Source organism: Alteromonas abrolhosensis (genome assembly GCF_001953635.1).
GTDB classification, from domain to species: domain Bacteria; phylum Pseudomonadota; class Gammaproteobacteria; order Enterobacterales; family Alteromonadaceae; genus Alteromonas; species Alteromonas abrolhosensis.
Genome location: NZ_MEJH01000007.1, coordinates 239,248 through 257,622 on the forward strand (window position 1 = coordinate 239,248; position 18,375 = coordinate 257,622).

At 44.8% G+C, this 18,375-nt stretch carries 16 protein-coding genes; 9 read left to right on the forward strand and 7 right to left on the reverse strand.

All coding sequences use genetic code 11. From position 1 onward, the window contains the following. Window positions 1-32: 32 nt before the first annotated feature. Together BGK61_RS12635 and BGK61_RS19610 are read right to left on the reverse strand one after the other, a co-directional pair. A complete protein-coding gene (locus BGK61_RS12635; protein ID WP_076011872.1) occupies window positions 33-2,594 on the reverse strand; it encodes a TonB-dependent receptor plug domain-containing protein in 2,562 nt (853 codons plus the stop codon). Window positions 2,595-3,171: 577 nt separating this feature from the next. Then, the gene (locus BGK61_RS19610) at window positions 3,172-3,369 is read right to left on the reverse strand and encodes a hypothetical protein (RefSeq protein ID WP_014997961.1); all 198 of its coding nucleotides are present in this window, start codon (window positions 3,367-3,369) and stop codon (window positions 3,172-3,174) included. Between the two features lie 181 nt (window positions 3,370-3,550). Between BGK61_RS19610 and BGK61_RS12645 the strand changes: the two genes are divergently transcribed. After that, complete coding sequence (locus tag BGK61_RS12645) at window positions 3,551-3,733, forward strand: hypothetical protein (protein ID WP_014997960.1); 183 nt, start codon at window positions 3,551-3,553, stop codon at window positions 3,731-3,733. Between the two features lie 159 nt (window positions 3,734-3,892). On the opposite strand, the gene BGK61_RS12650 is transcribed toward BGK61_RS12645, so the two are convergent. After that, a complete protein-coding gene (locus tag BGK61_RS12650) occupies window positions 3,893-4,444 on the reverse strand; it encodes a carboxymuconolactone decarboxylase family protein (protein ID WP_014997959.1) in 552 nt (183 codons plus the stop codon). A 148-nt stretch (window positions 4,445-4,592) separates the two neighbouring features. On the opposite strand from BGK61_RS12650, the gene BGK61_RS12655 reads away from it, so the two are divergent. Further along, window positions 4,593-5,183: a TetR/AcrR family transcriptional regulator gene (locus BGK61_RS12655; protein ID WP_076011873.1), complete on the forward strand. Its 591-nt coding sequence runs from the start codon at window positions 4,593-4,595 to the stop codon at window positions 5,181-5,183. Between the two features lie 11 nt (window positions 5,184-5,194). On the opposite strand, the gene BGK61_RS19615 is transcribed toward BGK61_RS12655, so the two are convergent. Together BGK61_RS19615 and BGK61_RS12660 are read right to left on the reverse strand one after the other, a co-directional pair. After that, window positions 5,195-5,371 (reverse strand): hypothetical protein, encoded by a 177-nt coding sequence (locus BGK61_RS19615; protein ID WP_014997957.1) that lies wholly within the window; start codon window positions 5,369-5,371, stop codon window positions 5,195-5,197. After that, entirely contained in the window at window positions 5,371-6,567 is a 1,197-nt protein-coding gene (locus tag BGK61_RS12660; RefSeq protein WP_076011874.1) for an FAD-dependent monooxygenase, read from the reverse strand. The genes BGK61_RS19615 and BGK61_RS12660 overlap by 1 nt, the downstream gene beginning before the upstream one ends. Before the next feature lie 307 nt (window positions 6,568-6,874). On the opposite strand from BGK61_RS12660, the gene miaB reads away from it, so the two are divergent. From miaB to BGK61_RS12690, 6 genes are all read left to right on the forward strand, one after another. After that, window positions 6,875-8,308 (forward strand): tRNA (N6-isopentenyl adenosine(37)-C2)-methylthiotransferase MiaB, encoded by a 1,434-nt coding sequence (gene miaB, locus BGK61_RS12665; protein ID WP_014948994.1) that lies wholly within the window; start codon window positions 6,875-6,877, stop codon window positions 8,306-8,308. A gap of 29 nt (window positions 8,309-8,337) precedes the next feature. Further along, window positions 8,338-9,420: a PhoH family protein gene (locus BGK61_RS12670; protein ID WP_076011875.1), complete on the forward strand. Its 1,083-nt coding sequence runs from the start codon at window positions 8,338-8,340 to the stop codon at window positions 9,418-9,420. Further along, the gene (ybeY, locus tag BGK61_RS12675; protein ID WP_076011876.1) at window positions 9,417-9,893 is read left to right on the forward strand and encodes an rRNA maturation RNase YbeY; all 477 of its coding nucleotides are present in this window, start codon (window positions 9,417-9,419) and stop codon (window positions 9,891-9,893) included. The genes BGK61_RS12670 and ybeY overlap by 4 nt, the downstream gene beginning before the upstream one ends. Window positions 9,894-10,009: 116 nt before the next feature. Continuing rightward, window positions 10,010-10,867, forward strand: a complete 858-nt coding sequence (gene corC, locus BGK61_RS12680; RefSeq protein ID WP_014997952.1) for a CNNM family magnesium/cobalt transport protein CorC — start codon at window positions 10,010-10,012, stop codon at window positions 10,865-10,867. A 106-nt stretch (window positions 10,868-10,973) separates the two neighbouring features. Beyond that, complete coding sequence (gene lnt, locus BGK61_RS12685; protein ID WP_076011877.1) at window positions 10,974-12,485, forward strand: apolipoprotein N-acyltransferase; 1,512 nt, start codon at window positions 10,974-10,976, stop codon at window positions 12,483-12,485. Between the two features lie 112 nt (window positions 12,486-12,597). Then, the gene (locus BGK61_RS12690) at window positions 12,598-13,896 is read left to right on the forward strand and encodes a Xaa-Pro dipeptidase (RefSeq protein ID WP_083653883.1); all 1,299 of its coding nucleotides are present in this window, start codon (window positions 12,598-12,600) and stop codon (window positions 13,894-13,896) included. Window positions 13,897-14,115: 219 nt separating this feature from the next. Here the strand turns inward: BGK61_RS12690 and pta are convergent, their stop codons facing one another. Continuing rightward, on the reverse strand, window positions 14,116-16,257 hold the full coding sequence (pta, locus tag BGK61_RS12695; protein WP_014997949.1) for a phosphate acetyltransferase: 2,142 nt from the start codon (window positions 16,255-16,257) through the stop codon (window positions 14,116-14,118). 43 nt (window positions 16,258-16,300) lie between these two features. Further along, window positions 16,301-17,482 (reverse strand): acetate/propionate family kinase, encoded by a 1,182-nt coding sequence (locus BGK61_RS12700; protein WP_014997948.1) that lies wholly within the window; start codon window positions 17,480-17,482, stop codon window positions 16,301-16,303. Window positions 17,483-17,876: 394 nt separating this feature from the next. Between BGK61_RS12700 and BGK61_RS12705 the strand changes: the two genes are divergently transcribed. Continuing rightward, on the forward strand, window positions 17,877-18,326 hold the full coding sequence (locus BGK61_RS12705; protein ID WP_076012433.1) for an Hsp20 family protein: 450 nt from the start codon (window positions 17,877-17,879) through the stop codon (window positions 18,324-18,326). Window positions 18,327-18,375: the final 49 nt, after the last annotated feature.

The following is an 18,375-nucleotide window of genomic DNA, read 5'->3' on the forward strand; positions in this document are numbered from 1 at the left end:
ACTGGCCTTCAGCACTCAAGAACCGATGCTACCTAGAAGCGATACGAGACTTTTCCGTAAACAAAACGGCCTGTAAAACCGTAAGGCGAAAAGCCTGAATACGGGAATAAGCGCGAGAACGTAGTTACATCATCCACAAGCTCACGCGTCGTTTCAGGGTACACATCAAAGAGGTTGTTAGCTCCCACAGAAACGGTTAACCCTTCCGTTAACGCAATGCGGACGTCAAGGTCTGTGATCCACTCTGATGGAATGATTTCATTGCGTGCTTCAACTGACGATGGATCTTCCACTTCACCATAACGAGTAGTGCGTAACGTCGTTGTATACCGGTCGTAATTCCACGTAACACCCAAGTTCAGTTTGCTATCAGGCGATGCAGTCTCAAAGCGACGTAGCTCTACGTCATCAAACAAATTGTCTTGATCAAAGCCTGCATTTTGCAATACCTCAGGAGCATCAATAACACTGGTTACTTCGTTATCGTTAAAGTTAGCCCCTGCGTTGAAGTTAAATGCCCCATAATCAGCCGTATTAAGCGTATAGGTAGAAACGATATCAACACCTTGTGTGCGCGAATCTATCGCGTTTAAGAAGAAGCGTGCTTGATTCGCTCCCGTACCTGCAAGTAGCGCTTCTATCCCCTCTCCAGATAAGTTGTTAGACAGCACGATACGATCGTCGATATCAATGCGGTAGAAGTCTACTGTCAGGTTGAAATCTGCTGTTGGCGAGTAGGTAAAACCTGCGCTGTAGTTGTTAGATTCTTCTGCATCTAAGCCTGGGCTACCCAGTGCTTGCGCAACATCGCTTGATGGGGCAAACGTACCAGTCTCTGTCGGTTCGCCATCAACGAATACCGTTGCGATAGACGTAAAGAATTGCTGCTGTAGCGACGGTGCTCTAAATCCGGTTGATACTGACGCTCGAAAAGCAAATGCATCGCTTAACGTTACGCGGTGAGACATTTTCCAATTAAATGTACTGCCAAAATCAGAATAGTCTTCGAAACGCCCTGCTATTGCCACATTCCAGTTCTCAATCACATCCGCTTCTACATCCACGTAAAGGCTATAGTTGTGACGGCTGTTTTCACCTGCAGATTCTGGGGTGAAGCCTGGGAATACTTGCGAGCCAGCGGCACCAAACGGGCCGTCTGCCGGGTCAGTCACTACGCCACCTGGACCAAACGTACCTTGAATGTAGGACCCTTCTTCGCCTGCTGTAATTTCGTAGCTTTCATGACGATATTCGGCGCCCATTGCGAAGTTCATCTCGCTAAAGAAATAGCCTGTGTCTACCAAGCGTGACGCATCGGCGTTCACTATTGTCGTGTTGTATTCAAGCGTACCAGCGTTAAATTCGGTTGGGCTCGTAGGGCCAAGAGAGGTATTTAGTGTATTGATTACGCCGTACTCTAGCTCGTTTCCACCATGGGTTACAGACAAGTCGTAATTCCACACCTCACCATAGCCCTTAATACCCGCTAACAACGACATATCGGTTATGTCTGTTTGAATAGAGGGTAGGAAACCGTCTGGATAAATTTCTACAACGTTTCGCGAATCTTGAGCGCGACGATAAAAACCACCACCTACAGAATCACGGGTGCTGTAGCCTGCGGTGGTATAGAACTCAACACTATCGGTAAGTGCTTTGCCCGCATTGATGAATAAGGCATAGTCTTCCACTTCACCATTGCCGTAAACGTGATTGTAGCGATTAAAAGTAAGCTCACGTGGGTCTAAATTGCCGTCAACGTCACGAGCATAGTTTTCTCGCTGGTCGTAGTCTGAGCGGTTCGCCTGGCCGCGGTCGCGGTATTCACCAGATACATTAACAAAACCATCATCGCCCCATTCGAAGCCTACGTTGCCGCGAAGCGTAAAAGTTTGCCCGTCGGTTACGTCTCTGTCGCTGCCTTCTGTGAATGATAAGTTGCCGTCAGCACCAATGCTCACACTTCCAAGGTTGGGTACACCATCCATTGTGGTAACGTTTGCGCCATACGTTGCCGACACTTCACCGCCTTCTGCAGCATCCTTTAAAACAATATTAATAACACCAGCAATGGCGTCTGAACCGTACTGCGCCGCGGCACCGTCACGCAATACTTCAATACGTTTTATTGCGTTAGCGGGAATAGCATTTAAATCTACTGCCGAAGAACCACGACCCACCGAACCGTTTAGGTTAAGTAGTGCTGATGTATGACGGCGCTTACCGTTAACTAACACCAGTGTATGGTCAGGCGCTAAGCCACGAAGCTGAGCTGGACGTACGTGGTCGGTACCATCGGTAATAGAAGGCTGAGGAAAGTTAAAGCTAGGCAGTAACTGATTTAAGATCATGTTGGTTTCAGTCAGACCCGTCGCTTCTATCGATGAGGCATCAATAATATCGATAGGAACGGGAGAATCGTTAATAGTACGGCCAACGCGACGTGAACCTACAATTTGGATTTGTTCAACATCTTGCTCATCAACTGAGGTTTGCTCCTGTGCAAGCACCGATGAAGAAAAAGACATTCCAGCAATTGCAGAAGCAATTAAGGAAAGCTTGAAAGCAGAAGCGTTAAATTTTGCCTGTTGCATTGTGTTGTTCCTGAATTCTTTTAAATTTTACTTTTCGAAGTGTGTAGTTTTGTATTTTGGCGAAATGAAAACGCTTTAAAATACAATATCTTCTTTCTGAAGTTGGGGTACTGCTAAACGCCAGATTGTCTGATCAGACTTATTATTATTAGAGATGGTAAGCACGCGATGCTTATGGGCTGAGTAAATCACAAAAAGATTCGCTCGCACAATACTAAAGTTGTAATAATTTCTTAATATCGACGACAGGCTGAATTTTAAGGATGAAGCGACGGAATTATCTATTGCAGCGAATTTTGAGGTCTGTTTTGAGAAGCGTTACTCACCGATTTTCAACCTGGTACATCAGCCATAAAAAAACGTTCCTTGAGGAACGCCTCTTACAAACAACTCTACAACGCTACAACTTATGCTTTTTTAAGTTTCTTCTTGAGCTTTTTTAACTTTCCTTCTTGCTTTGAAATCTTAGCCTTAGTTGCTTTAATTTCTTTTTTAAGCTCTTTTTTCTTAGACATAATAGTAATCCTTATCTTGTTTCGTCGCGTTGGCTTCACTCAATTCAAGTATAGCAAAGCCGTTATTGTTCGCCGTGTTTGGCGATAAAATCTCGAATAAAATGCCTAACTTCGCGAGCGGCAGACGTGTCTAATTCTTCACATAAAGTAATAAATTGAGCGCGCTCTTCATCATTTATACGAATAATCATCTGACTATTCTTCTTTTTCTTTTTTTTGTTTTTTTCAGACACGTTGGTTCCTTGCAAACCCACACTCATCCTTTACCTAATCACAAAATGTATAGCTTATGTATATACTGTTCAAGATGTTTTGAACTTTTCACTGCCGTTATTCATAAAAGTATCATGCTGGCGTCATATTAATGCCTTTTGGCTGAGCCAAAGTAATTGCCAGGCAAACAGAATAAACGCATTACGTTTAAATAAAGTGAAGTAAACCATGACACAAACACAATCTATAGCGCATCTATCGTGTTTTATTGAAGCGGTAGCTATCGCAAAACAGAATAAGTGCAGCAATCGTGAAGACTTGAAAGTACTGTTGCAGCAAAAGGGCTATGAAGAGCTAGTTGCCATAGAAACCGTAGAAGAATTGAGTCCTCAGCTGCCTTTAGCATCCTAAAAACTGAATTTTACCTGGATTAGAATAATGTTGGCTGCGCTATTAATTTACACGCTATTTAGCGTTCTGCTGCTCAGTATCTGTGAACTTGCGCGCTTACGCGTGAGCCCGAAGGAAAAAACGGAAGCTTAGCTTCCGTTTGAAAAAATGGGTTAATGCTTATTTCGGCGACCACTCAAACTTCTTGAAAGGCTCGTCAACCGGTGTTTCGGCCAAGTGGTTGGTGTAATTACTCATCACTTTTTGCGCCAAAATAAGAATGATCTCTAAAAGCTGCTGATGCCTGTAACCCGCACTGTAAAATGCATCTAGCTGTGCACTATCAACATTTCCTCGCCCGCGAGTTAAAGCAAGAACGGTGTCTTTTAGTGTATTCAATTTGCTATCAGACAGTGCTTCATCATTACGTAACTCTTCAATCAAGTCATCGCGCACTTTCATACTTTTAGCAATACCCGTGTGCGCAGGCACGCAGTAATGACAGGCATGCTCAACATTCACGGTCTGCCATACAACCGTCAACTCTTCTGCGTTAAACGATGTTTCTTGCGCTAGCTTGTGTAGCACCTGATAACCTTCCAATAGCGTCGGCGCTTCTGCCATTACTGCATGTAGATTTGGAATCATACCAAACGCCGCTTTTGAATTATCAAGTAGAGGCTTCGCTGCTGCTGGCGCCGTCTCTTTCGTATGTAAAGTAAAATCGCTCATATGACTCTCCTATTGATGTGAACTGAAACTGTGAGTATTGCTATGCGCCCCTCACCTCGTGTTAGTAACAATAATAGGTTTACTTGAACGATCGTTCAAGCGACAATTGAACACATGTTCAAAATATTGACATATAAGGTATGCAGCAATGAAATATGACCACGATGACATTATAGAGAGAGCAACAACGCTTTTTTGGCAGCGGGGCTTTCAGGCTGCAGGTATGCGCGATATCCAGCAAGCTTTGGACATGCGCCCCGGAAGTATTTACGCCCGCTTCCAGAGTAAAGAAGGTTTATTCAAACTTGTTGTTGAACATTATGCTGAAAACAGTGCGAGGCGCCTAAAACAAGTGGCGCAGGCTGATTCCCCCTTTACTGCGCTAAGAAGCTTTTTCGAAGCTGCCTTAACTGGGCCTGATGAGCAGCGCTATATGCGCCAGTGCTTGCTAGTTAAGTCTATTGCAGAATTAGAACTCATTGGTGATATTGCCAAAAAAGCGGTACTTGAGAGCATGCAAACCCTCAAGGCTGGTTTTAACAATATTATTGAAGCCTGTATCGAAAAAGGTGAGCTGCCAGAATATACGCCAACGTCAACAGCCGCAGAGTGGCTTCAAAATCAGTTCGTTGGCTTACGAGCGTTTGCCCTACTGCAAGACGAAAATCAAGCAACTATTCAGATGATTGACAAAGTAATGATTGACTTAAAAGGGCAATGGCCACAACAAACGCATTAGTTTATTTACGGTTAAGAGAACATCAAACGCAACAACTGTGCGATAAGTAAAATCCCCATTAAAGGCCAAATCCACTTAGCCCATTTCGCTGCATCTTCATTGCTGATACGCATTTTAGAGCGTTCAATCAGCGGTACAATTAAGGCTAAAGCACCAAACAACACCGCTAGTAAAATTAACACTTCCATTATCGCAACCCTATCGCATATTTAAGCACTTCTTGTTTGGCAGGCTCTATGCGCTGCGCCACAGAAAGAAGTTGGTTTCTAATCCATTTTATGGGGGCAACGTCATTACTAAACAAGGTATAGAAGCCATCCATTGCAGTCATCATCATCAAGTTATCTCGCTTTCGAGGCCTTTCATAATTACTGAAAAGCATGTGAGAAAATGCACCGTCAGTTAGCAAATCGTTTGCTGTAGAGTTGGTTTTGAAATTAGAAGAAACAGAAAGGAATGCTTCTACGTCTTTAAAGCCTAAATTAACGCCCTGCCCGGCAAGCGGGTTGATGGTGTGTGCTGCATCACCAATTAACACGCAACAGCCTTTAACATAGTGAATAGCATGAGAACGCGTAAGCGGAAAAATCGCTTTATCGATAACCGAAAAGCTATTTTTGCCTTTGGTTAATTCCTCGGGGAACGTTTTAAGTATTTCGCTTTCAAGCTGACTAGGTTTTAAGCTTTTTATTCGCTTAAGTTCATCGGGCGTGTCGTACCACACAAGTGAGGCGTAATTGTCGAACATTGGCAGAAACGCTTTCGGGCCGCTCGATGTAAATTGCTGCCATGTTATAGGTTCAACGGCGTTCTCCATTTTAATGGTGATGCCCATCGCCTGCTGTGCATATTGCCAACCCGTTGTGCCTATTCCTGCAGCTTTTCTTACCTGAGAGTTTGCGCCGTCTGCGCCTACGAGCCATTTAGCTTCTAAAGTTCTGCCGTTCGAGAGGTTGACGTTAGCAGTAGTGGTTAAACGAATACCTTCAACCTTTTGACCACTGATGATCTCAACATTATCAAACCGCGTTAACGCCTTGTGGCACCCCAGTTGCAACAATCGATTTTCCACAAAGTAGCCTAATTGGGGCATGTCGATACTGTGTGCGGTAAAGTCTGTTCGATGGGAAGGATCGTCCCATACACTAAGGCCGGTGTAAGGTTTAACGCGCATGGCGGCAATGTGTTCCCAAGCACCAAGCGCTTTTAACAGCGTCACCGATGCTTCGCTGATAGCTGAAACCCTTAAGTCCGGGCCATCCTCAGGCTTAAAAGGTGCCGGTAAATAAGGCTCAATGACGGCGACCTTGAATTGCTGCTGAGCAAGCCCCAGCGCTAATGTAGCCCCCACCATTCCGCCGCCATTTATACAAAAATCGAACATTTATTCTCCTTAAAACACGCACTTGCATTATGTCTTAAAATGCGAAGCGCTGTGAAGTAAAACGTATAAGTGGCTTGCCCCAGATCAATTATTAACGAATCGTCGTAAGATACTGGGAATATGTTTGCATAACAGGTAAAATATGCGGCTATTTTGAACATCTTCCTGTAACTGACATTTCCAGTGATTTTTGCGCGGGGCAATTTAAGTGCCGCAGGCAAAATAACACTCTGGCGGTCACCTTTCACAAACGAAGGTAATACTGCTCTCACTTACAGGAACATTAACAGGTTATCGAATAGTTGTTATGACTAAAAAGCTGTATATCAAAACCTGGGGCTGCCAAATGAACGAGTACGACTCGGAAAAAATGGCAGACTTACTAGACTCAACGCATGGCTACAGTGCTGCAGAAAGTGCTGAAGAAGCCGATGTTATCTTGCTTAACACATGCTCAATTCGTGAAAAAGCACAGGAAAAGGTGTTCCACCAGCTAGGCCGTTGGAAGACACTTAAGCAAGATAAGCCTGAACTTATAATCGGTGTAGGCGGCTGTGTAGCCTCTCAAGAAGGCGACACTATTCGTCAGCGCGCGCCGTTTGTAGACTTAGTATTTGGCCCACAAACACTGCATCGTTTACCTGAAATGATTAATCAACTTCAGGGCGGCGCAAAATCAGTGATTGACGTGAGCTTCCCGGAAATTGAAAAGTTTGATCGCCTGCCTGAGCCTCGTGCTGAAGGCCCAACGGCGTTTGTTTCAATCATGGAGGGCTGTTCAAAATACTGTACTTTCTGCGTAGTGCCTTACACTCGTGGTGAAGAAGTAAGCCGTCCTGTTGACGACGTATTGCTTGAAATTGCGCAGCTTGCAGGTCAAGGCGTACGTGAAGTAAACCTTCTAGGTCAAAACGTTAACGCGTACCGCGGTGAGAATTACGACGGTACGATTTGTCGCTTCTCTGAGCTGCTTGAATTGGTTGCCGCCATCGACGGCATCGATAGGATTCGTTACACCACTTCTCATCCGGTTGAATTTACTGACGATATCATAGAAGCATACGCGTCTATCCCAGAGCTAGTGGACCACCTTCACCTACCTGTTCAAAGCGGCTCTGACCGTATTTTGAACCTGATGAAACGTGGGCATACGGCAATTGAATACAAGTCTAAAATGCGTAAGTTGAAGAAAATTCGTCCAAACATTAGTTTGTCGAGCGACTTCATCATTGGTTTCCCAGGTGAGACCGATGCCGATTTTGAAGCCACTATGGATTTAATTCAGGCTGTTGATTACGACCTAAGCTTCAGCTTTATTTATAGTGCTCGCCCCGGTACACCGGCTGCCGACGCAGTAGATGATGTAAGCGAAGAAACGAAGAAGCAGCGTCTTCACCTTCTGCAGCAGCGTATTACGCAACAAGCACTGCGTATTGCTCGTCACATGGTTGGTACAGAGCAGCGAATTTTGGTTGAAGGTCCGTCAAAGAAAAACCCAATGGAGCTTTCTGGACGTACTGAAAATAACCGTGTGGTGAACTTCGAAGGTACGCCCGACATGATTGGCGAATTCGTTGACGTAAACATCACAGATGTGTTTACCAACTCACTACGTGGTGAAGTTGTGAGAAGAGAAAGTGAAATGGGCTTGCGTGTAGCCGTTTCGCCCCAATCTATCATGGCAAAGCATCAGGCAGATTTGCCAGATGAACTTGGTGTGGGTCAATTTAACCCAGCCTAAATACATTTTTAAGCGAGGAAAAAAGCAGCTTGAGTACATTGGTTAGTAACGAATTTGATTTAGAACCGGCAGATAGCAAACGTTTGTCGAGTTTATGTGGCCCTTTCGACGACAACATTAAGCAAATTGAACGCAGGTTAGGGGTAGAAATTACCTACCGAAGCAACGCGTTCAAGGTGTTGGGCGAACCGCAGCAAATAAAAAGCGCTAGCGAATTACTTAAGCTTCTTTATATAGAAACTCAGCCTATCAAAGGCCGCATTCCTGAGCTTGAAGCAGAACAAGTTCACCTTGCCATCCAAGAAGCCCGCGTCATCGAGAAAGACGCAACTGGCGGCTATGGTAAAGAAGTGAATATTAAGACCAAGCGTGGTGTTATTAAGCCTCGTAACCCTAACCAAGCGCAATATGTGGCAAACATTGTAAACCACGATATTACGTTTGGGATTGGGCCTGCCGGTACAGGGAAAACTTACCTCGCCGTAGCGGCTGCTGTCGATGCACTAGAGCGTCAAGAAATTCGCCGTATATTGCTTACCCGCCCCGCGGTAGAAGCCGGCGAAAAGCTAGGTTTCCTGCCAGGGGATCTTTCGCAAAAAGTTGACCCTTACTTGCGTCCGCTTTACGACGCTCTTTTTGAAATGTTGGGCTTCGAGAAAGTAGAAAAGCTTATGGAACGCAACGTCATTGAAGTTGCGCCGCTTGCCTATATGCGCGGTCGGACGCTGAACGACGCCTTTATTATTCTGGATGAAAGTCAAAACACTACAGTAGAGCAAATGAAAATGTTCTTGACCCGTATTGGCTTTAATTCAAAAGCGGTGATCACCGGTGACATCACGCAGGTAGACTTACCTCGCGGTGCAAAATCAGGTCTTCGTCATGCTATTGAAGTGTTAAGTGAAGTGGACGACATTTCATTTAACTTCTTTAACGCTGAAGACGTGGTCCGCCACCCTGTGGTTGCGCGTATTGTAAGAGCATACGAAGTGCACGATGCTGAACAAGAGCGTCTTCGCAAAGCACGTAAAGAAGAAGCGTTGCGACTTCAACGTGAACAGGCTTCGCAAGACGATAACGCGACACAAACGAAAGACGACAACGCATCGTGAGCGCCATAATTGATGTACAGCAAGCGTTTGAAGGTGACGAGGCTATTTTGTCGGCCATTCCCTCACCTTCAGAGCTTGAGCTTTGGGCTAACGCCGTGCTCACGTACGAAGGGTTAACAGAGCAAGAAGTGACCATTCGCTTTACTGATGAAGCAGAAAGTCAGAGCCTTAACCGTGAATACCGAGGAAAAGATAAACCGACGAACGTTTTGTCGTTTCCTTTTGAAGCACCTCCAGGCATAGATATTAACTTGTTAGGCGATTTGGTTATTTGCGCCCCCGTAATTAGCCGTGAAGCAAATGAGCAGCAAAAAGAAGTGAGCGATCACTATGCTCACATGACTGTCCATGGGCTATTGCATTTAATGGGTTACGACCATATTGATGATGTGGAAGCCGAGGAAATGGAGGGTAAAGAAATCGATATACTTGCGACCCTTGGCATTGCGAACCCCTACGAAGTTAACGATTAACAATTCACTATAAACAGTTGTTATATAAGAACTTTAACACTTAATAACAATAAAACATTGACGACCAGCAAGAACCATTTTAACGTTGGCGTTGAACTAACAATTAAACGGACATTATGAGCGACGATAATCCTCACTCTACCAACGGCTCATCAGGCAAGAGTTGGTTAGATAAACTAAAAAATTCAATTTCTGGCGAGCCGAGAAGTAAAGAAGAGTTAGTATCGGTTATTACTGATGCTGAACAGAACGAAATCATAGACCCACAAACCCGCGAAATGATTGAAGGGGTAATTGGGGTAAATGAAATGAAAGTAAGGGATATCATGATCCCTCGCGCTCAAATGACCACCATTGATGTAGAGCAAAAGGTAGAAGAATTTTTACCCGTTATGCTTGAATCAGCCCACTCCCGCTTTCCCGTTATCAGCGAAGATAAAGACCACATTGAAGGTATCTTATTAGCAAAAGACCTTTTGGCTTTTGCATTTAACGCGGAAAAAGAATTTAACCTTCGCGATATTCTTCGCCCAGCGGTCATTGTTCCAGAAAGTAAACGCGTGGACGTTCTGCTCAAAGAATTTCGCCAGCAACGCTACCATATGGCCATTGTTGTGGACGAATACGGCGGTGTGTCTGGTCTGGTTACCATCGAAGATATCCTTGAAATTATCGTGGGTGAAATTGAAGACGAATATGATACGGAAGAAGATGGTACCGATGATATTCGCCCGTTAAATAAGTCGACTTACTCTGTCAAAGCCTTAACGCCAGTTGACGATTTTAACGAATTCTTTGAAACCAAGTTTAGCGAAGAGGAAGCCGACACCATTGGCGGCATCGTGCTAAAAGCATTTGGTCATATGCCTGAAACCAATGATGAAATCACCATTGGCGACATTCAGTTTAAAGTGACTAACTGTGATAAACGCCGACTTATACAGCTTAAAGTTTCAGTGCCTTCACTAGAATAGTGAATTAGCCAACAAGACTTCTGTTTCAGCACAGGGCGGCGCGGGTTTGAACCTGCTCCCCCTGTGTTGTCATAACAATCCTATTAACCACGATCAGATGACTCCTATGCTGAAACGGTTTATTCCCCACCTACTCCTTTTGTTAAGCGGCGCAAGTTTAACGCTAGCTTTCGCTCCCTTTAACATGTGGCTTTTAACTATTCCTGCGGTAGCACTGGCTATACGTCAGGTCATAAAGCTTAAACATCGCCCATTTCTAGGGGGATGGTTATTTGGTGCGGGATGGTTTGGAGCAGGAATAAGCTGGGTTCATGTGAGCATTGCCGATTTTGGCGGGCTTCCCATTGCAGCATCTATCGGAGTTATGGCGTTACTATGCGGCTATTTATCGCTCTATCCTGCGCTAGCAACCAAGCTAACTGCCAAGTATTTCTCCCCCCATTTGTGGCCAATGACACTGCCTCTTTTCTGGGTTGCAGCTGAATGGCTAAGAAGCTGGATGCTAACCGGCTTTCCATGGTTATCTTTAGGCTATAGTCAGCTAGAAAGTCCGCTGTCTGGCTTTGCGCCAATCATCGGGGAAACGGGAATAAGCGCCCTTATCGTCGTTAGCGCCAGCTTGTTTGCACTAATACACAACAAGCGCACTTTTGCGAACGCCATATTGGTGGCGCTGTGTTTATTTACCAGCGGTTACCTTCTTAAGCAACACACTTGGGTTACGCCTAAAACAACCTACTCCATAGGGATGGCCCAGGGCAATATCGCGCAAAGTTTGCGATGGGTGCCAGAGCAAGATGGTCCTACCATGGACACCTACTGGAAATTAACTGAAAGCTTATGGGATAACGACCTTATCATTTGGCCTGAAGCCGCCGTTCCCAAGTTAGAACCATTGGCCCAACCTTATCTTGCTAAAGTCAACGAAAGAGCCTTCCAAGAAAACACCGCCCTTATTACCGGTATTGTTAACTATAACTGGGAAACAGACGAAGCGTGGAACAATCTTATTGTACTTGGCAAGCGCACGCCAGATGCCGCTTATCCCGACTATCAATATTTCCACAATAACCGATTTTCTAAGCACCACCTTTTGCCTGTGGGCGAATTTGTGCCTTTTGAAGACTGGCTTCGCCCGCTCGCTCCCTTGTTCGACCTCCCGATGTCATCCTTTTCTCGTGGTGATTATCAACAGGCAAACCTTGAAGCTAATGGCATTCACCTTGCGCCCGCTATCTGTTTCGAGATTGCGTTTCCTCACCAAGTGATGGCAAATGTATATGAAAATACCGACATGATCATAACCGTGAGTAATGATGCGTGGTTTGGTCACTCACATGGGCCTGCTCAGCATTTGCAGATTGCACAAATGCGCGCCCTTGAGTTAGGGCGCCCTGTCGTTAGAGCAACAAACAACGGGATTACTGCCTTCATAGACCACAAAGGTGTGATTACAACTCGTCTGCCTCAATTCATGGAAGGCAACATTTCAGCGCCAGTTATCGCAACCAGCGGGTTTACACCGTATTACCATCTTCAAGAGTTGGGCGTTTGGTTTATAGTAATTATGCTATTTATTTGTGCGTTGTATCTTAAGCGGAATCAAAAATACCAGTAAAAGGTCAGCGTACTCTTAACATAACACTTAATAATAATACTAACTCAATGTAGGTCGTATTGACTTCACTGCTTAAGCAAATGGTCAATGCGCCCTAGTTAAGGAAATGCTTGTGAACTGGGTTTCTCTTTTTTCAAAAAAACTACTCACCTTCTCTATTACCGCCATTGTTTGCTCTACTGCTGTTGTAGCAGAGACAACCGTAATAACTGCTGACCGTATGATAGATGTCACTAACGGAAAAGTTGTACAGCAGGCGGCTGTTATTGTGACAGACAATGTTATTACCGCTTCAGGTCGACTTAAAGACCTTGCGCTACCAAATGAAGCAACACGTATAGACTTAGGCAATGCCACGTTAATGCCTGGCTTAATGGATATGCACGTACATTTAACCAGCGATGCAACACGTCACGGGTACAAGCGTTTAGAGGTATCACTGCCCCGCGCGGCTATTACAGGTGTTAAGCACGCTAAAGCAACGTTAGATGCAGGCTTTACCACTGTGCGCAATGTGGGTGCGCCTGGTTTTGCTGACGTTGCGTTAAGAGACGCCATCAACGCAGGCGATGTCGAAGGACCGCGCATGTTTGTAGCTGGGCCAAGCCTAGGCGTAACTGGCGGCCATTGTGACAGCAATCTTTTACCCTATGAGTATGACAATTACAGCGAAGGTGTTGCCGATGGCCCGTGGGAAGTGCGCAAAAAAGTACGTCGAAATATTAAGTACGGCGCTACCGTAATCAAATTCTGTGCTACAGGTGGCGTTTTGTCTAAAGGCACAAAAGTAGGTGCACAGCAGTACACATTCGAAGAAATGAAAGCCCTTATTGATGAAGCCCATTTGCGTGGTTTGACTGTAGCGACTCATGCTCATGGCACTAATGGCATTAAAGCAGCAATTAAAGCCGGTGTAGATTCAGTAGAGCACGTAAGTTTGCTTGATGACGAAGCAATAGAGTTAGCGAAAAAGAACGGCACCTACTTCTCTATGGATATTTACGTAACTGAATATATTCTGGGCGAAGGTGAGAAAGCCGGTATTTTAGAGGAAAGCCTGAATAAAGAACGTATTGTGGGCAAAACTCAGCGGGAAAACTTTGAGAAGGCAGTGAAAGCCGGAGTGAATATGGTATTTGGTTCTGATGCAGGGGTTTACCCACACGGTGATAATCCTAAGCAGTTTGCCAGAATGGTGAAATTCGGTATGACCCCCATTCAGGCTATTCAAGCTGCTACAATTAACCCTGCCCGCTTACTGAAACAAGAAGCTACGCTTGGCAGTTTGGATAAAGGTAAGCTGGCAGATATCGTCGCAGTGCCCGGCAACCCACTGGATGATATGAGCCTGATGGAGAAAGTGGGCTTTGTTATGAAAGATGGACAGATTGTGAAGCAGTACGCCATGTAATGAATGGTCGCTACAAATATTTTAGCTTGTAGTTCATAGATTGTAGCTTGCAGCACAGAGCAGAGGATAATTACTTCGCGAGGTTAATAGCTTAACAATACTTCACACTACATCAGACTCAGAAATAAAAAACGGCGCTAACTTCGTGTGAAATAGCGCCGTTTTATTAACAGTAACTACCTTACCACTGACAGGTAGGTTACCCCGTTAAATTGCACGTTATACATTGCCTGCAGCTTGTATTGCTGTAAGCGCAATCGTAAATACAATATCGTCAACCAATGCGCCACGACTCAAATCGTTAACGGGCTTTCTCATACCTTGCAGCATTGGGCCAATACACACTAAATCGAAACTACGCTGTACCGCTTTGTAAGTGGTATTTCCGGTATTGAGGTCTGGAAAAACAAATACGTTTGCTTTGCCTGCAACAGGGCTATTAGGCGCTTTGCTCTTACCCACACTTTCAATAGCCGCAGCATCGTATTGAAGTGGCCCATCAATAAGTAAATCAGGGCGAAGGCTCTGCGCAATTTTGGTCGCTTCTCTCACCTTTTCTACGTCACTGCCTGCACCTGACGAACCAGTGCTGTAGCTAATCATCGCAACCCTCGGTTCAATGCCAAACATTTGTGCAGATTCCGCAGATTGAATAGCAATATCTGCCAGCTGTTTCGCGTCCGGGTCAGGGTTAATCGCACAGTCGCCATAAACCAAAACCTGATCGGGCAATAGCATGAAAAATACAGAAGACACCAAAGACGCATTCTCGGCTGTCTTTATTAGCTGTAGCGCCGGGCGTATAGTATTAGCAGTTGTATTTACCGCGCCCGATACTAATCCATCTACATCGCCTTGTTGAAGCATCATAGTGCCAAGGGTGACATTGTCTTCTAATAACTCTCGGGCGACCACTTCAGTAACACCTTTGTGGCCACGAAGCGCTACCAAACCTTCAACATAATCCTTTTTAATGGCTGATGGCGATAGAATTTCAACGCCCTCACTTAATACTACCCCTTGCTGCTCGGCTACTCGTCTAATTTCGGTCTCGTCACCTAGCAGTACAGGTCGTGCAAGTCCACGCTTAGCGCAGATAGAGGCGGCTACCACAGTTCTAGGCTCGTTGCCTTCAGGAAGAACTATGCGCTTGTTAACCTGTCGTGCACGATTTGTCAGGTAAAAACGAAAGGCTGATGGAGAAAGCTTTTTCTGACGTGTTACTTTTTGGGTAAGTGAATTTACCCAGCTCGCATCTAAACTTTCCGCGGTGTGAACCATCACCTTTTCAATGCGCTGACTGTCGTCCACTGGCACTTCTTGGTTAAATGCGTGGAGCGCTTGAGCTGTCTGCCAGGTATTGGAGTTTACCAACATAACTGGTAAGCCCGTTTCCATGGCTTGGCGACATAACGCCATGATGTTTTCATCCGGCTGATAGCCACCAGTAAGCAAAAGCGCACCTAATTTGGTTCCGTTTAACGCGGCCAAACAGCACGAAACAAACACGTCGCCGCGATCACCCGACATTACCAGTAGTGCACCTGGCTTTAGGGTATGCGTCATATTGTGAATTTCTCGCGCACAAAACGTCACGCTGCTTAAGCGCCTCTCAGCCAATTCGCCTTCATTGATTAAGCTAGCATTGAGATGCTTCGCTACATCGGTCGCGCGGGGAGACACTAAATCAGCACTCCAGTCGATGTTGCCTAGGAGGCTCAATCCCTTCTTAAAAATAGGAAGTCCGCGTAACGCCTGTGTTCGCTCTTCGTCGTGTTCAGGGGCTTCAATTGCGCCGATATCCGCTCGAAGACGACCATGCTCATCGAAAGGCGCATTAACCTTGTTAAAGATACAGCCCACTACTTTCTGACTTTTATGACCACCATAGGTATCTACAACAATTTCAAGGCGATGGTTTATATCTGTCGTCGAGTCGTTACCCGGCACAGCCACGAAGACGATGTCGGCGTCAAGTGCCCGGCTAATTTCTAAATTCAGACGCTCAGCATAAGGATGATGACGGGTTGTCACCAACCCTTCAATAACGGTCACCGCCTCTTGAACGCTATTTTTTTCAAACCGTTCGATAATTTCCTCTAACAGTTCATCGGTGTTGTCATTGCTGATCATCCGCTCTACGTATTCAAGACCGAAAGGCGTGATGGGCGTAACACTGGCATGATGGGAAATAATTGCCGTAGAGCGCTCTTCACCATTGTCGCCTCTTCGCGGCTGTGCCACAGGCTTGTAAAAGTTGAGCTTTATACCTTGTTCTTCAATAGCACGAACAAGGCCCATGCTGACCGTAGTTAGGCCCACACTGGTGCCCACGGGGATCAACATAATTCTGCGAGACATAGATACTCCTGCTTTTGCTAACGCTTGGCGTTACTAGTTCAATTTACGCGAAAGTTGCAGCTTCTGCGGCAATTACCCATTCTTCATTGGTCGGAACAACATAAACAGCCGTTGACGCTGTATCAGTAGAAATCTTTCCACCTTGACCAAAACGCGCGTCGGTGTTTCTTTGCTCATCCAGGCGAATACCAAAGTGAGCGAAGTATCCCATAGTCGTTTCTCGAATAAGCGACGAGTTTTCACCAATTCCGCCAGTGAAAACAATAGCGTCTAAAGTAGGAACCGATACCATATAACCTGCAATGTATTTAGCTAAGCGATAGCAAAAAATCTCAATAGCCAATAATGCACCTTCGTGACCTTCACCTGCAGCATCTTCAAGAGTTCTACAATCGTTGCTTAATTCAGAAATACCAAGAAGTCCCGACTGTTTATTTAGTAAATCGCTTATCTCATCAACGGTTTTGCCAAGCTTCTTCTGTAAGGTACCCGGTAGACTTGGATCTAAGTCTCCGCATCGAGTGCCCATAACTAAACCTTCTAATGGAATAAAACCAAGACTCGTATCTACTGCTTGTCCTTTTTCAATTGCTGACACACTACAGCCATTACCTAAATGGGCGCTGATGATGCTGGTCTCTGAAACTGGTTTTTCGAGGATTTTCGCCATGCTATCAAGGATGAATTTATGGCTGGTACCGTGAAATCCGTAGCGTCTTATCCCGTGCTCGCGATAAAGGGACATGGGTAAAGCATAAATAAATGCTTTTTTTGGTAAAGTTTGGAAGAAAGAGGTGTCAAAAACCGCTACATGAGGCAGGTCTGGATACGCCTCTTGCGCCGTTATAATTCCTTTTAAGTTAGCCATGTTGTGCAGCGGAGCCATGCTCGCATAATCTTCGATTGCTTTTAACACGCTTTCGTCGACAAGTGCCGCTTGTTTAAATTTTTCGCCCCCGTGTACTACGCGATGCCCGATAGCTATTGGCTGTACACCAGTGCTAGCAATAACCTCTGATATAGCATTTAATGCTTCGGTGTGTCCTGCCTTCACAGGTAATGCGCGCTTTTCTTTATTGCCATTTAACTTAAAAGACAAACTTGCATCACTATTACCTAATGCTTCAGCGATACCAGACAGGCCAGTTTCACCTGTTTCGGCATCAATTATCGCGAACTTTACTGATGAGCTGCCGCAGTTTAGAACTATAACTTCTTTCTTCATGTTTGAAATTTTACAAATAAAAGTGGTAAGACATTTGTTGACAATAATTGTAGCATTTATAAACAATTGAATTGGTTAAACAATTGCTAAATGTTTTATAAAAAACATCGCATACACGTATAGTTTGCAAGGTTTTTTGCATTGTCCTTTCGCGGTGGCTACTCCCAACCACTCTTTTTTAAGAAAATTTTTATCGCATAAAACAAATAACAATCAAATACTTACAAAAAATACTCATTTTTTTTGAAGAAAAATGAAATTTCTTTCTTGAAAAGTATTTGTGCCATTCCTATATCTGTTTTGTCGGCGCTGAAAGGTCAGGTCGACAAAACCGCCGCCGCAAAGTCGGGGCATTTAAATTTTAAACATATTGCTTAATTTTGAGGATATGACTATGCGTACTATCGATCTATCTCCACTTTACCGTTCATTCATTGGTTCTGATCACCTAGCATCACTAATTGATGCAGCATCTCGTGCAGAAAAGCAAAGCACTTATCCGCCGTACAACATCGAGTTACTTGGCGATGATAAATATCGCGTAACCATGGCGATAGCGGGCTTCAGTAAAGACGATGTCTCAATTCAGGTTGAAGAGAACACATTGACAATTACTGGTACGAAAAAAGCGGAAGCAGAAAATAAAGAGAGTGAAGAGCGTAAGTTCTTACATAAAGGCATCTCAGAGCGCAACTTTGAGCGTAAATTCCAACTTGGCGACCATGTAAAAGTGTTAGCTGCAGATATGGAAAACGGCCTGTTACATATCGATATGGAGCGAGTCATTCCTGAATCCAAGAAGCCTCGTCAAATAGAAATTGGTTCTCGTCTACTTGAGAATTAATAATTAGTTTCTTGGTTTGTTTCCCAACTTTTAACGGCGCCTCCGGCGC

Excerpts from the sequence above, each read along its gene's own strand:
- corC (WP_014997952.1), top strand. The coding sequence starts at position 10,010 with ATGAGCGACGATAATCCTCACTCTACCAACGGCTCATCAGGCAAGAGT.
- BGK61_RS19615 (WP_014997957.1), bottom strand. The coding sequence starts at position 5,371 with ATGGAAGTGTTAATTTTACTAGCGGTGTTGTTTGGTGCTTTAGCCTTA.
- BGK61_RS12705 (WP_076012433.1), top strand. The coding sequence starts at position 17,877 with ATGCGTACTATCGATCTATCTCCACTTTACCGTTCATTCATTGGTTCT.
- BGK61_RS19610 (WP_014997961.1), bottom strand. The coding sequence starts at position 3,369 with ATGAGTGTGGGTTTGCAAGGAACCAACGTGTCTGAAAAAAACAAAAAA.
- BGK61_RS12660 (WP_076011874.1), bottom strand. The coding sequence starts at position 6,567 with ATGTTCGATTTTTGTATAAATGGCGGCGGAATGGTGGGGGCTACATTA.
- BGK61_RS12700 (WP_014997948.1), bottom strand. The coding sequence starts at position 17,482 with ATGAAGAAAGAAGTTATAGTTCTAAACTGCGGCAGCTCATCAGTAAAG.
- BGK61_RS12635 (WP_076011872.1), bottom strand. The coding sequence starts at position 2,594 with ATGCAACAGGCAAAATTTAACGCTTCTGCTTTCAAGCTTTCCTTAATT.
- BGK61_RS12650 (WP_014997959.1), bottom strand. The coding sequence starts at position 4,444 with ATGAGCGATTTTACTTTACATACGAAAGAGACGGCGCCAGCAGCAGCG.
- pta (WP_014997949.1), bottom strand. The coding sequence starts at position 16,257 with ATGTCTCGCAGAATTATGTTGATCCCCGTGGGCACCAGTGTGGGCCTA.
- BGK61_RS12645 (WP_014997960.1), top strand. The coding sequence starts at position 3,551 with ATGACACAAACACAATCTATAGCGCATCTATCGTGTTTTATTGAAGCG.
- miaB (WP_014948994.1), top strand. The coding sequence starts at position 6,875 with ATGACTAAAAAGCTGTATATCAAAACCTGGGGCTGCCAAATGAACGAG.
- BGK61_RS12655 (WP_076011873.1), top strand. The coding sequence starts at position 4,593 with ATGAAATATGACCACGATGACATTATAGAGAGAGCAACAACGCTTTTT.
- lnt (WP_076011877.1), top strand. The coding sequence starts at position 10,974 with ATGCTGAAACGGTTTATTCCCCACCTACTCCTTTTGTTAAGCGGCGCA.